This is a genomic window from Kitasatospora kazusensis (genome assembly GCF_039529945.1).
GTDB classification, from domain to species: domain Bacteria; phylum Actinomycetota; class Actinomycetes; order Streptomycetales; family Streptomycetaceae; genus Kitasatospora; species Kitasatospora kazusensis.
This window is the reverse complement of the sequence record NZ_BAAANT010000078.1, coordinates 1-12509: the sequence shown is the minus strand read 5'-3', so window position 1 is coordinate 12509 and position 12509 is coordinate 1. Positions and strand designations below refer to the sequence as shown.

Genomic DNA, 12509 nt, shown 5'->3' with positions numbered 1-12509 from the left:
CGGCCAGACCGTCACCCTCAAGTTCACCGGCACCGAGGACTCCTCCCTCCAGACCAGCTTCGTGATCGACGACACCGCGCTCAACGTCTCCTGACCCCAGGTCACCTGACGTAGCACCGCACCGCATCGCACCAACGGTCGGGCTCCCTCCCCGCGCAGTTCGCGGGGAGGGAGCCCGACCGCCGTCGTTCCCGGCCGCGGCCGTCTCAGTGATGGTGGTCCGGGTGGTCGTGGGCCGGCGAACCGTGCCCGGGGCGGTCGTGGGCCGCCGGTCCGTGGCCGGTGTGCTCGTGGCCCGCGTGGTCGTGACCGGCGTCCGGGGAGCCGCCCATCATGCGCAGCATGGCCGGTCCGCCGGTGCGCCGGAAGCGGACCAGCAGGGCTGCGGTCAGGGCGAGGAAGGCGAGGTTCAGCCAGGTGGTGTAGTTCCAGGACACACCCCCCATCGGGACCTTCGCCCCGGACTGGTCGGGCACCAGGCCGAGGCCGCCGAAGGTGAACTCGACGACGTACCCGGCCACCACCATCGCGGCGTAGAAGGTGGCGAGCAGGAAGGCGGCCATCCGTCGGCCGTAGTACTTCCGGTAGATGTTGAGGATCGGCAGGATCAGCAGGTCCGCGAAGATGAACGACACGACGCCGCCGAAGCTGATGCCGCCCTTCCACAGCACCACCGCGAGCGGCACGTTGCCGATCGAGCAGACGAAGGACAGCAGCGCCACCAGCGGGCCGATCAGCGGACCCCAGAGTTTGGCGGCGAGCGGGTGGCCGGCGAAGAAGAAGGAGTGCCAGAACGAGTCCGGCACCCAGGCGGCGACGGCGCCGGCGATCAGCAGGCCGACCACCAGGTCCCGGAGGATCGCGGCCCACTCCATGACGAACACGTGCGCCACCGACGTGTAGCCCTCGCCCGAGAACAGCCGCCGGGCGAACGAGCCCTCCCGCTGTACGGACATGTCCATCGCCGCGTGGCCCTCCATCGAACCGGCCACTCCACGCTCCGCCTGCCGGCGGGCGTCGTCCAGCAGCCGCTGCCGCAGGAACAGCCGGAACAGCACCGCGAGCACCACGATCATGACGGGACCGCCGACGAACTCGGCGGCGGTGAACTGCCACCCCATCAACAGGGCCAGAATCACGCCGAGTTCCACCACCAGGTTGGTGGACGCGATCTCGAACGCCATCGCGGCCGTGAAGTCCGCCCCCTTCCGCACCAACGAACGGGCCAGAGCCACCGCAGCGTACGAGCAGGACGACGAGGCCGCCCCGAGGGCCGACGCGAGGACGAGCGTCCGGGGCCGGTCGTCCCCGAGCAGCCGCACGACGGTCGACTTGCGCACCACCGCCTGGACGACGGCCGACAGGGCGAACCCGAGGATCAGAGCCCAGGTGATCTCCCAGGTCATCGACCCGGTGATGGACAGTGCGTGGAGGATCGCATGCATGGTGGTCCGCCTTCCCTTGACTGCCTCCGCCCAGTCAAGAACCTAATACCCCCCTAGGGTATTTCCCGCACGATACGGCCACCCGGGCCGGGGCCTGGCACACATTCACCCCAATGGCCTCCGCCGCCGGAACGGACGACCCCGCCGAGCCCGGCCGACCAGGCCTGCCGGTAACTCGACTACCCGGAGCGCCGGTTGCTGGAGGAGGACGTGATCTGCCGCACCCCGCCTGGCCTTCGGGTCGGGCGGGAGCCCGTTTGCTATGTCCTCGGCAGGCTACGGACCAGACCCACAACTGCGGACGTGTCCTCCAACCCCGGGAGTACCCAGTCGGCACCCGCATCAGCCAATTCCTGCGCACTCGCCCGGCCAGTAGCAACACCCACCACGAAGACGCCCGTGGTTACACCCGCCTCAACGTCCGCAGCTGTGTCCCCGAAGATGATGGCGTTACCCGGATCGGCCTGGGCGCGGCGCAGTGCGACTGTGATCATGTCTGCGCGCACCTCGGCATCTTCCCCGTAACCACCGATGTCGAAGTCGATGTGCCGGTCCAGTCCGAACACCTGGAGCTTCAGCTCGGCTACGGGTCTCACATTGCCCGTTGCTGCGGTCTGCACGACACCCAGCTCGGAGGAGAGCGCCTCGATGGCCGCCGCCGCCCCAGGCAGGGCGTGCCCACGCTCGCGGAGCTCCGCCGCCCGCCGCGTGTAGCCCTCAGCGAGGACTGCGGCATAGGTGGGGAAGTCGACGAGATCACGGGGCAGCCCGTGCAGCGCAAGAGTCTCCCGGAAGATGACAAGCTCACTACGGCCGGTGATCTCAGCTTGATGCTCCAGCGGGCGGCCAGTGACCCGCTGGAACGCCTCCGAGAAGATCTCACGGCCGACGCCTCGCGTTGCGATCAGCGTGTGGTCAACATCCCAGAGCACCAATCGATCCGCCATGCCCGCTCCCCGGGTCGGTCCTGCCAGGAGAGCCCAGCCTGTCACACCCCGCCAACGTGCCCCGGTCATGGCCGGAACAGCTCTACCCTGAGAGAGCATCAGGTCAGGGAAACGGGAGACCGTCATGGTCGCATCAGACCTGCCCATCGGGGACAGGGTTCGGTACTACCGCCAGGCACGCGGGAACCGACGCCAGGACGTGATCGCAGGCCTCGTCGGCATCACGCCCGACTACCTTTCGCAGATCGAGCGGGGCCTCAAGATCCCCACCGTTCCGGTTCTGCACGCCATCGCCAGAGAGCTCGGAGTGCCCACAGCCGCCCTACTCGCCGAGGCCCCTGCACCAGCCGCCATCCCGCCGGACAGCACCGAACCTGCAATCGTTCAGGCCCTCATGGGCTATGGACCGCCACAGAGCTCCGTCCCCGTAGAAACGCATCTGCTGCGGGAGCGCATCGAACGGGCCTGGCGAAGCTGGCAGGCCTCCCCGAACAGGTTCACCGAGGCCGGCGCTGTCCTGCCGACTCTGATCGCAGACACCGAACACGCCGTCCGCGCCCACCGCAACGACCCCGACCAGCGCCGCGAAGCCCTCCGGTGCGCCGCCGACCTGTACTTCCTGCTCCGCTCCTACCTACGGCGCACCGGACGAGTTGACCTCTCCCTCATCGCCGCCGATCGGGCCGTACGCGCCGCCGAGGACGCCGACGACCCACTGCGAATCGCGGCAGCCCAATGGAACCTCGGGCACGTCCTCCTGGCGACAGGCGAGCCGGACGGTGCCGAACAGGTCGCCGTTCGAGCCGCCGAGGAACTCCACCCGCGAGCCGCAGCCGGCGAGGACAAGTACGCGGCGATGGCCGGCGCCCTGCAACTCGTCACTGCGGTTGCTGCATCCCGGCGCCGCGAGTGGTGGACCGCCCGTGAGCGGCTGACTGAAGCGCAGGTCACAGCTCAGCGAGTCGGCGAGGGCAACGTCGGTTGGACCGCATACGGGCCCACCAACGTCGAACTGCACCGCATCAGCATCGAGATGGAGGCAGGCGAAGCGGGCGAGGCCCTGCGGATGGCCGACGCCGTAGACACCAGCGGCCTGCCATCGATGGAGCGCGAGTTCACGTTCACGCTGGAGGTAGCCCGCTGCTACGACCTGCGGCGGGAGGATACGGCCGTTCTCCTGCACCTGCTGGAGCTGGAGCGCATGGCGCCGGAGGATCTGGCCCGCCAGGCGATGGCGCGGGATCTGGTACTGGGCCTGATCCGTAGGGCGCGGGCGATGCATGCCCGGCAGGCGGAGTCTCTCGCCCAAAGGATGGGTGTGCTGTGAGGCCGAGCTGACAGTTCACCCGAGCTGACAGTTCGGATGACGTGCGGGAGTCGCCAGTACGGTCCTGAGCACGGCAGGCGAAGCCACTGGCTGACGCCTGACGCTCAACTGGCAAACGAGACCGTAGAGGTGGCGCCATGACCCCGTCTGCACTACTACAAGAGCCGGTGACGGTTCAGATCGAAGGCATCACCCCGCCGGCAACGTTCACCCGTCTCTCGTCCGCCCTCGACGCGCTGTGGAAGTCCCTGCGCGCACTGCCTCTCGGCTTCGACCAGTACCACGCCGCCCGGCACGTCCTCGGACCTGGCGAGGAGCACCAAGTGGAGCAGGCCCTCGCCCAGGACGGCGAGGTGACCCACCGCATCACCATGAGTGGCCGATCCCACGTCGTGTCCGTACGGACTACGGCGGTTGACCGGTGACCGACCTGTACAGCTCCGCCCGCGCTTTCCTGGCGGACTACGGCCTGCACCCGGCCCCCGACGCCTACCTCGCGCACGGCTACGTCGACCTGTTCCTGGCCGCGTGGCGTGGGGCAAGCAGTCCGCGCCTCGACCTGGCCGCCCGCTGGGCCCTGTGGACCTGGCGTACCGACGACCTGATCGACACCGAGCTGCGCGACGCGGCCCCGGGGGCGGCCGACCAGCTCGTGATGCAGCTCCTCGACGTCCTGTACGGGAAAGCCGCCGAGCACACCGATCACCCCACCGTCCGGGCGCTCGCCGACCTGGTCGGCCACACCGCACCCGTGATGCCCCGGGACTGGTGGACCCGCTACCAGGCCGAGCTGGACGCCTGGTTGAACGCGGCGGCCGACAAACTGTCGACCTACGTGCGGCCCGGGCGGACGCCGTCGCTGCGCGAGTACCTGCTGCTCCGGCCGGTCGACGGCGGGATGCTGCTGGCCGCGATGTGGTGCGAGCTGGCGTTGGACTGCGTCACCCCGGACTGGTCCTCCCTGCTGGTGCACAAGCTCCTCGACGCGTTCTCGGCGGTCGGCACCCTCACCAACGATCTCTCCTCCAAGGACGTCGGCGACACCTTCACCGCGCAGGCCGCCCTGTCCCACAGCGTCGGCCTACCGCCGCAGGAGGCCCGGCAGGAGGTGCACGAGCAGCTGAACGCCGAGAGAACCCGCTTCTGGTTCATGACGACCGCCGTCCGCGACGAAGCCCGCCTCACGGACTCCGACGCGCTCCATCCCGTCACGGCAACGTTCGCCGGGGCGCTCGACCGGTTCCTCCGGGCGCTCGCCGACTGGACTCGCACCAGCTCGCGCTACACCGAGAGCCAGGTAGCTGCCGTGGGTGCAGGGGTCACCCTGGCGCCGACCGCCCGCAGCCGACCGGCCGCCGAGGTTGCGCCGTGCCGATGAACGGGGCATCCCCGTTTCGAGGCGCGCCCGCACCCGGTCAGCCCCGTCCCGGGGGTCCTCGGCGCCTGGGACGGGCCATCGCCGGCCGGATGCGTGAGGCGGCCGGCCAGGCGCTCGACAACCAGGACCCATCGGGCACGGATGGGGCACGGGAGGATTGAAGCCCGCGAACGACGAAGGCCCAGACTGGAGGGCTAACCCCTCTGGCCTGGGCCTTTCTGTACTTCCTAGCTGTGCCCCAGGCAGGATTCGAACCTGCGACACCGGCTTTAGGAGAGCCGTGCTCTATCCCCTGAGCTACTGAGGCGGGGGCTTGCCGGGAACCTTGTCGGGCACTCCTGGGCGGAGTACCTGCTCGGCTCGGCAGAAGCCCTGGCCGGACAGTGCGCGAGCACCTCCTGCGACACCTGGCGGTGTCCCGGGACGCACTCGCAGCGGGATGGCCGTCCGACCGATCACAGACTAGCGGATCGGGACGCCGAGGGCGGATGCCTATACCGATGGTGCGTCCACTCGTCCGCGCACACTTCGCTGACCTGGGGATTTGCCGGCATTCCGGGCAGCCGTGGGGACGGCCGACGACCCGGCCGTCGGACTGCCGCTGCGGGCTGTCCGTTCCGGGGGCTCGCGGCGGACGGCCTGAGGCGGCTCGGTCATGCAGCCGGGGATCCGGTCGGGGAGGATGCGGGCAGCCATGGAGTCACTGCCGCCGTCCGTCAACCGGGCTGCCGCCCATCGCCGCCGCACCTGCGGTGCTCGCCCCGAATGTTCACTCACGAGGTAGGTGAAAGTGCGTCACATATCGTGTGTCACCCCAGAGATGTAAATCTCCGGATTGACGTCCGCCCAGCAGATCAATCCGTGGTCGGATGTGTCCCGGCAGCGTCGCGTGACAGCGTTCCGTGCATGGAGAACTCGCCCTTCACAAGCCGCAACGCCATGACGCGCCGTCGCATGCTGGGCACCGCGCTGGCGGTCGGCGCCGCCGCCCCGCTCGGCCTCACCCAAGCCGCGTGGGCGGCCCCGGCCGCTACCCCGGCCGCCGCCCCAGCCACCCCCGCCACCGCACCCGGCGGCCCGGCCCGGCTGACCCTGCCCGAGCCCACCGGGCCGCACCCCGTGGGCACCGTCGCACTGCACCTGCTCGACGCCTCCCGGCCGGACCCTGTCGCAGGCCCGGGCCGGTACCGCGAGCTGATGGCGAGCGTCTGGTACCCCGCCCGGGATGTCGCGGGTCACCCGGTCGCTCCCTGGATGGCCGACGGCGCGATGCGGGCGTTCCTCACGGACACGGGCTTCGCCATCGACCCCGCCCTCGCCCCGCTCACCTCCGGCCACGTGGGGGCTCCGGTCCACTGCGCGGGCCACCTCCTACCCGTCGTGGTGTACTCGCACGGCGCGCACAGCCAGCGTGCCGACCACACCGTGATGGTCCAGGAGCTCGCCAGCCACGGCTATGTCGTGGTCACCGTCGACCACACCTACGACGCGTTCACCGAGTTCCCCGACGGCCGGGTCCTGACTCCCGACCGTAATCAGCCGATGGGGCCGGCGGCCTTCGCCGCGGACATCCGCTTCCTCCTCGACTGCGTCGAGGACCTCGCCGCCGGGCGCAACCCCGACACCGACCGCCGGGCGCTGCCCGCCGGCCTGCTCCACGCTCTCGACCCGCACCGCATCGGCATGTTCGGCTGGTCGAAGGGCGGCACGGCGACCGCCCTCACCATGCTCGCCGACCAGCGGGTCCGCGCCGGGCTGAGCCTCGACGGCCCGATGCAGCCGACCATCACCACGGATCTGGACCGGCCGTTCATGATGATGACCGCCGTGTTCAACCGGGCCGACCAGCCCGACGTCGCCGAGTTCTGGCCGCACCTGCGGGGCTGGCGGCTCAACATCCGGGCCGAGGGCGCCGTCCACAGCTCGTACGGCGACAACCAGGTGCTGATCCCGCAGGCGGCGAAGATCCTGGGCATGACCGAGCAGCAGCTCCAGGAATGGATCGGCACCCTCGACCCGGCCCACGCGGTACGGATCCAGCAGGCCTACCCGCTCGCCTTCTTCGACCTGCACCTGCGACACCGCCGCGGCCACCTCCTCGACGGGCCGTCCCCGGCTTTCCCGGAGGTGAACTTCCTGCCGTAGCCCCCTGCCCGCCGGGCGCCGACCCACCGGTCGGCCGTGCGGCCGAATGCAGCCGTCTCCCTTGACAAGCCCGCCGCCACGGGCGGGACACTGGCCCCTCGCCCGGCAGCCCCTCCGGCAGCGACGCATCCCAGCGGACCGTCCGGCCGACCGCCTGGCCGACCGTCAGGCCCGGGCTGCGGCGGGCACCGAGCCCACGCGGGCGCGTCGGCCGACGCGAACCCCCACCCCCAGGAGGCAGCACAGATGGAGAACAAGGTGACCCGTACCCCGCAGGAGATCTTCCGGACGCACGGGATGGCCCTGGCCGCCGAGGACCTGGACGGGATCGTCGCCAACTTCGCCGAGGACGCGGTGGTGATCTCCCCGGACGGCGTCAAGCGCGGCCGGGAGGGCGTGCGCGAGGCCTTCGCGCAGCTGTTCGCCGACCTCCCGCATGCCAAGTGGGAGCTGGGAGTCCGGGTCTTCGAGGGTGACCTGCTCTTCCTGGAGTGGGCCGCCGACTCCGACACCAACCGGGCGGACCACGGCGTCGACACCTTCGTCTTCCGCGACGGCCTCATCCAGGCCCAGACCGTCCGCTACGCACTCACCCCGAACGCCTGACGCGGCCGCCCCGCAGGCGGGGGCGGAGGCCGCGCCCCGGCAGGGTGGTGGCCAGGGCGAGAGCGGCGAAGGCCGCCAGGGTCAGCGTCGCGGTACGGGCTCCGGTGCCCGCCGGAGCCAGGTGGTAGGCCAGGGTGACGGCCGCGACACCGACGGCGGTACCGAGCCCTCGGGCCATGTTGACCATGCCGCCCCCGGCACCGGCCGAAGTGCTGGGGATCGCCTTCATCACCAGGGTGTTGTTGGCCGGGACGAACAGGCCGAGGGCCAGGCCGAGCAGCGCGAGCGGGTACGGCAGCACGGACGCCTGCTGCGGCAGTACCGCGAGCAGGGCGAGGGCGGCGAGGCAGCCGGCCATGCCCGTACGGCTGCGGCGCAGGTCGCTCCAGCCGGGCGGCAGGAGCCGGTCGGCCGTGGTGGCGGCGAGGGCGAAGCCGACCGGCAGCGCCGTGAGCACCAGTCCGGTGGCCAGCGGCGTGCCGCCGTGGCCGGCCAGTTCGACCGGGACCAGCACCAGCGGCCCGAACAGGATGAGGTAACCGCACAGCCCGGCGAGCAGGCCGGGGCCGATCCGCCCGGTCCGGAGCAGGCGCAGGTCGATCAGCGGGTGCGGGCGGCGGGACTGCCGGCGGAGGAAGAGCAAGCCGGCGCAGACCGCGAGGACGGCGAGCGCGGCGGCCGTCCAGGAGGGCAGGCCGAGCCCGGAGGCGACCGAGAGGGCGAGCAGGGCGGAGGTGGTCGCGGCGGCCAGCAGCAGGACGCCGGCCGGGTCGATCCGCGCGGCGCCCGCGCACTGGCGGGTGCGGGGCAGCAGGTAGTGGCCGGAGACCAGCGCGATGACGCCGACGGGGACGTTGACCAGGAAGACCCAGCGCCAGCCGAGGGTCGCGACCAGCGCGCCGCCGACGGTGGGGCCGAGCGCCAGGCCGATCGCCTGCCCCGCGGCCTGGATGCCGAGGGCGGCCCGCATCCGGCCGGGCGGGGCGCTGGTGGTCACCAGAGCGACGCTGTTCGCCTGCATCAGGGCCGCCCCGACGGCCTGGACGATCCGGAAGCCGACCAGCGCGGCCAGGCCCGGAGCCAGACCGCAGGCGGCGGAGGCGGCGGTGAAGATCGCGAAGCCGTACAGGTACATCAGCTTGCGGCCGTGGACGTCGGACAGGCGGCCGACCGGGACCAGCAGCGCGACCAGGGTCAGCAGGTACGCCAGTGAGACCCACTCGACCCCGGCCAGCGAGGTGTGGAACCCGGTGCGCAGCGCCGGGTAGGTGAGTGTCACGATGCTGGCGTCGAGCTGGCCCATGAAGGCGCCGAAGCACACCGTGGCGACGGCCAGGCGCCAGGCCGCCGGGTGCTCGCGGATCAGGTCCGGACGCGGCCGTTCACTGGTGAGCAGCGTGCGCAGGCGCGGCACCACGGGGTGGGTGCGGGTCCGCTCGTCGCTTACCGCCATGGTGGACGTCTCCTGGGGATCGCTGTCGTGGCGCGGCCCGCCGGGGTGGGTGGCCCGGTCGGCGCTCGTACGGGACGGTTCGCGCCCCGCACCCACAATACATCGGCAGCAGACATGTTCGGAAGGGGAGGTTTTCCGTCGAAGGACGAACGCCTGCCCGATACCCCACTCGCTATCCTGGGTGCGCGGCCCGGCCGCACGGCGGTGGGGCTCGCCGGACCCGAACTGCGGCCCGTGCCGCCAACAGTCCCTACACCTGGCAGACGCGCCCGGCCGACGGCCGGGCCCTTCGCGTGTAGGGAGCGAGCGACATGGCCACCGAGGACGACGCACCACCGGCACCCGGCGGCCCCTCCGGCGAATCGCCGGCCGGGCCGGGCGACGGCCGGCCGGCACCCCGGGCGGCGGCAGCCGCGAAGCCGCGTACCGCGGGCCCAGCGACGGGCGTGGTCGTCGCGGTGGTGTCGGCCGGCGGCGTTCTCGGCGCCTGCGCCCGCTACGGGGCGGGGCTGAGGTGGCCGACCGCCCCCGGCACGTTCCCGTGGACCACCTTGGGGATCAACGTCCTCGGGTGCCTGGTGATCGGCGCCTTCCTGACGGTGATCACCGAACTGCGTTCCCCGCACCCGCTGGTGCGCCCGTTCTTCGGCACGGGGGTGCTGGGCGGGTTCACCACTTTCTCCACGTACACCGTGGACGTCCAGCACCTGACCAGCGCCAGCCGGGTCGGCCTCGCGCTGCTGTACCTCGCCGGGACCCTCACCGCCGCGATGGGCGCGGTCTGGGCCGGCGCGGCCGGCGTCCGGCTGCTGGCGGCGACCGCGAGGAGGCCGCGGTGAACTGGCTCCTGGTGATCATCGGTGCCGCCGTCGGCGCGCCGCTGCGCTACCTCACCGACCGCGCCGTCCAAGCCCGCCACGACACCGTCTTCCCCTGGGGGACGTTCACGGTGAACGTGGTCGGCTCGCTGATCCTCGGCCTGCTCACCGGGGCCGTCGCGGCCGGGGCGGCCGGGCCGCACCTGCAACTGCTGCTGGGGACCGGCCTCTGCGGTGCCCTGACCACGTACTCGACCTTCGGCTACGAGACGCTGCGGCTGGCCGAGACCGGCGCGAGGCTCCTCGCGGTGGCGAACGTCGTCGCCTCGCTCGCCGCCGGGCTGGGCGCCGCCTACCTCGGCACGGCCCTGGCCCATACGCTCTGGGCCTGACCACCCCGGCCTCCACCCCGGCCTCCGCCCCGACCTCCGCCCCGGCCCCCGCCGCCGCCCCAGACCGGCCGGAGCGGGGCGCCCGCGAACCCGTGCATACCGGACCTACCGGCCGGCGGGCTCCCGTATCCTGGTGACAGTCCGCGCGGATCACCTCACTGTCCGTCAGATCCCGCCCGCAGGTCACTGCCCACCGGATGACGAGCTCTTGAACCTCCCACCCGCGACACCAGCCCGCGCCCGGGCCGACGCCCCTGGCGGCACCACCGCCCGCGCCCGCGCGCTGACCCACCGACTCGTCGGCAGCGTCTGGCTCTGGCCGGCCCTGCTGACGGTGCCGCTCGGGCTCCACCGGATCAGCACCCCCGAGCTCTGGCGTGACGAGGTGTCCAGCTGGAGCGCCGCCACCCGGAGCCTCGGGCAGCTGTTCGGGATGCTCGGGAACGTCGACGCCAGCAACGGCACCTACTACCTGGTGCTGCACTTCTGGACGACGCTCTTCGGTGACTCGGTACCGGCACTGCGGCTGCCCTCGGTACTGGCGATGGCGGGCGCCGCTGCCTTCACCGCGCTGCTGGCGCAGCGTTTCTTCGACAGCCGGGTGGCCGGGCTCGCGGCGGGGCTGCTGTTCGCGGTGGTGCCGAACGTGTCCGCGTTCGCGCAGCAGGCCCGCGCGTACGCCATGGTCACCTGCGCGGTGGCGGCCGGGATCTGGTGCCTGCTGCGCGCGCTGGAGCGGCCGACGGCAGGCCGGTGGGCCTGGTACGGCCTCTGTACGGCCCTGGCCGGGGCGCTGCACCTGGTCTCGCTCAGCAGTCTGGCCGGGCAGCTGGTGGTGGTCGCGGTGGCCGCCCGGCGACCGGGCGGGCGGGCGCTGTGGTGGCAGTTCCCGGCCGCCGTCGCGGGCGCCGTGCTGCCGCTCGTCCCGCTGATGGTGCTGGGGCGGCAGCAGTCCGGGCGGCAGCTGGACTGGATCACCGCCCCGGGCCCGGACCGGCTCTGGACCTTCTGGCCGGAGCTGTTCGACTCGCGCGGCGTGCTCTACACCTTCCTGGCGCTGGCCCTGGCGGCGCTGCTGCGACCGGCCGGGCGCAGCGCGGCCCTCCAGCTGGTGGCCCTGGCCGGCCTGCCGGTGCTGGGGGTCTGGGCGGTCTCGCAGGGCGGGACCTCGTACTTCCTCGACCGCTATCTGCTCTTCACGCTGCCGGCCTGGGCCGCGCTGGCGGGGGGCGGGGTCGGGGCGGTGCACTCCGTACTGCTGCGGGTACTGCCCGGGCGCCCGGCGGCCGTCCTGGCGCTCGCGCTGACCGCCGGGCCCGCGCTGGTGGGGCTGCCGCAGCAGCGGGAGGTCCGGTTCGTCACCGCGCACACCTACAACGACTTCCGGGGCGCCGCCGCACTGGTGGCGGCCGGCTACCGGACGGGCGACGGGATCGCGGCCCCGGCCGGGAACGAGGCCTGGATGATGATCGGACCGGCGGTCGGCTACTACCTGCCGCCCCCGGTCCGCCCGACCCCGCTGCTGATCGAGCGGACGCCGGTCCAGGCGGACGACCTCTTCCCCGTCCAGTGCCCGGTGCCCGCCGGGTGCATCGGCGACGAGACCCGGGCCTGGATCGTTACCATCGGCACGGGGGACAACCGCGACAGTCCGTACCTGGGCTTGCCCACCGACCAGGCGCGGGCACTGGCCGCGGTCTTCACCCCGGCCGAGGTCCGGCACCTGCGCGGGCTGACGGTGTCCCTGCTGGTGCGCAGACACCCGTAGCGGCCCAGCACGCCGGTGCGGACGGCCCGCCGACCTCCCCGGCCGACCCACCACCCGACCGATCCACCCGACCGATCCATCCGACCGGCCGGCGTATCCACAAGCGCGACGAGCACGACGAGAGGCCCAGACCCGTGACTGCCCCCAAGGAGACCACCTTCGCCGATCTCGGCAAGGTGTTGGTGATCATCCCGACCTACAACGAGGCCGAGAACGTCGAGCGGATCGTC

The 12509-nt window shown here is 72.1% G+C and carries 11 protein-coding genes and 1 tRNA gene; 8 read left to right on the top strand and 4 right to left on the bottom strand.

Annotated features, from left to right (window positions below):
- Positions 1 to 206: 206 nt before the first annotated feature.
- Entirely contained in the window at positions 207 to 1445 is a 1239-nt protein-coding gene (locus ABD330_RS31375; RefSeq protein ID WP_344469706.1) for a permease, read from the bottom strand.
- Positions 1446 to 1705: 260 nt separating this feature from the next.
- Positions 1706 to 2392: an HAD family hydrolase gene (locus ABD330_RS31370; RefSeq protein WP_344469705.1), complete on the bottom strand. Its 687-nt coding sequence runs from the start codon at positions 2390 to 2392 to the stop codon at positions 1706 to 1708.
- A 124-nt stretch (positions 2393 to 2516) separates the two neighbouring features.
- On the opposite strand from ABD330_RS31370, the gene ABD330_RS31365 reads away from it, so the two are divergent.
- From ABD330_RS31365 to ABD330_RS31355, 3 genes are all read left to right on the top strand, one after another.
- On the top strand, positions 2517 to 3719 hold the full coding sequence (locus ABD330_RS31365; RefSeq protein WP_344469704.1) for a helix-turn-helix domain-containing protein: 1203 nt from the start codon (positions 2517 to 2519) through the stop codon (positions 3717 to 3719).
- Positions 3720 to 3886: 167 nt separating this feature from the next.
- The gene (locus ABD330_RS31360; protein ID WP_344469703.1) at positions 3887 to 4144 is read left to right on the top strand and encodes a hypothetical protein; all 258 of its coding nucleotides are present in this window, start codon (positions 3887 to 3889) and stop codon (positions 4142 to 4144) included.
- On the top strand, positions 4141 to 5097 hold the full coding sequence (locus ABD330_RS31355; protein WP_344469702.1) for a terpene synthase family protein: 957 nt from the start codon (positions 4141 to 4143) through the stop codon (positions 5095 to 5097). The genes ABD330_RS31360 and ABD330_RS31355 overlap by 4 nt, the downstream gene beginning before the upstream one ends.
- A 234-nt stretch (positions 5098 to 5331) precedes the next feature.
- Here the strand turns inward: ABD330_RS31355 and ABD330_RS31350 are convergent.
- Positions 5332 to 5404, bottom strand: a tRNA-Arg gene (locus tag ABD330_RS31350).
- A 599-nt stretch (positions 5405 to 6003) separates the two neighbouring features.
- Here ABD330_RS31350 and ABD330_RS31345 point away from each other — a divergent pair.
- Positions 6004 to 7242 (top strand): alpha/beta hydrolase family protein, encoded by a 1239-nt coding sequence (locus tag ABD330_RS31345; protein ID WP_344469701.1) that lies wholly within the window; start codon positions 6004 to 6006, stop codon positions 7240 to 7242.
- A 246-nt stretch (positions 7243 to 7488) separates the two neighbouring features.
- Positions 7489 to 7848, top strand: a complete 360-nt coding sequence (locus tag ABD330_RS31340) for a nuclear transport factor 2 family protein (protein ID WP_344469700.1) — start codon at positions 7489 to 7491, stop codon at positions 7846 to 7848.
- Here the strand turns inward: ABD330_RS31340 and ABD330_RS31335 are convergent.
- Positions 7832 to 9301 carry an MFS transporter gene (locus tag ABD330_RS31335; protein ID WP_344469699.1) on the bottom strand — a complete coding sequence of 490 codons (1470 nt, stop codon included), beginning with the start codon at positions 9299 to 9301 and terminating at the stop codon, positions 7832 to 7834. The two genes, ABD330_RS31340 and ABD330_RS31335, sit on opposite strands and share 17 nt — an antisense overlap.
- A 311-nt stretch (positions 9302 to 9612) precedes the next feature.
- On the opposite strand from ABD330_RS31335, the gene ABD330_RS31330 reads away from it, so the two are divergent.
- From ABD330_RS31330 to ABD330_RS31320, 3 genes are all read left to right on the top strand, one after another.
- A complete protein-coding gene (locus tag ABD330_RS31330) occupies positions 9613 to 10140 on the top strand; it encodes a fluoride efflux transporter FluC (RefSeq protein WP_344469698.1) in 528 nt (175 codons plus the stop codon).
- Entirely contained in the window at positions 10137 to 10511 is a 375-nt protein-coding gene (gene crcB / locus ABD330_RS31325; RefSeq protein ID WP_344469697.1) for a fluoride efflux transporter CrcB, read from the top strand. Before ABD330_RS31330 ends, crcB begins: the two co-directional genes overlap by 4 nt.
- A 208-nt stretch (positions 10512 to 10719) precedes the next feature.
- Entirely contained in the window at positions 10720 to 12279 is a 1560-nt protein-coding gene (locus tag ABD330_RS31320; protein WP_344469696.1) for a glycosyltransferase family 39 protein, read from the top strand.
- The last annotated feature ends 230 nt before the right edge of the window (positions 12280 to 12509 follow it).

Coding starts and splice junctions, on each gene's coding strand:
- ABD330_RS31375 (WP_344469706.1), bottom strand. CDS start 1,445: ATGCATGCGATCCTCCACGCACTGTCCATCACCGGGTCGATGACCTGG.
- ABD330_RS31370 (WP_344469705.1), bottom strand. CDS start 2,392: ATGGCGGATCGATTGGTGCTCTGGGATGTTGACCACACGCTGATCGCA.
- ABD330_RS31365 (WP_344469704.1), top strand. CDS start 2,517: ATGGTCGCATCAGACCTGCCCATCGGGGACAGGGTTCGGTACTACCGC.
- ABD330_RS31345 (WP_344469701.1), top strand. CDS start 6,004: ATGGAGAACTCGCCCTTCACAAGCCGCAACGCCATGACGCGCCGTCGC.
- ABD330_RS31340 (WP_344469700.1), top strand. CDS start 7,489: ATGGAGAACAAGGTGACCCGTACCCCGCAGGAGATCTTCCGGACGCAC.
- ABD330_RS31335 (WP_344469699.1), bottom strand. CDS start 9,301: ATGGCGGTAAGCGACGAGCGGACCCGCACCCACCCCGTGGTGCCGCGC.
- ABD330_RS31330 (WP_344469698.1), top strand. CDS start 9,613: ATGGCCACCGAGGACGACGCACCACCGGCACCCGGCGGCCCCTCCGGC.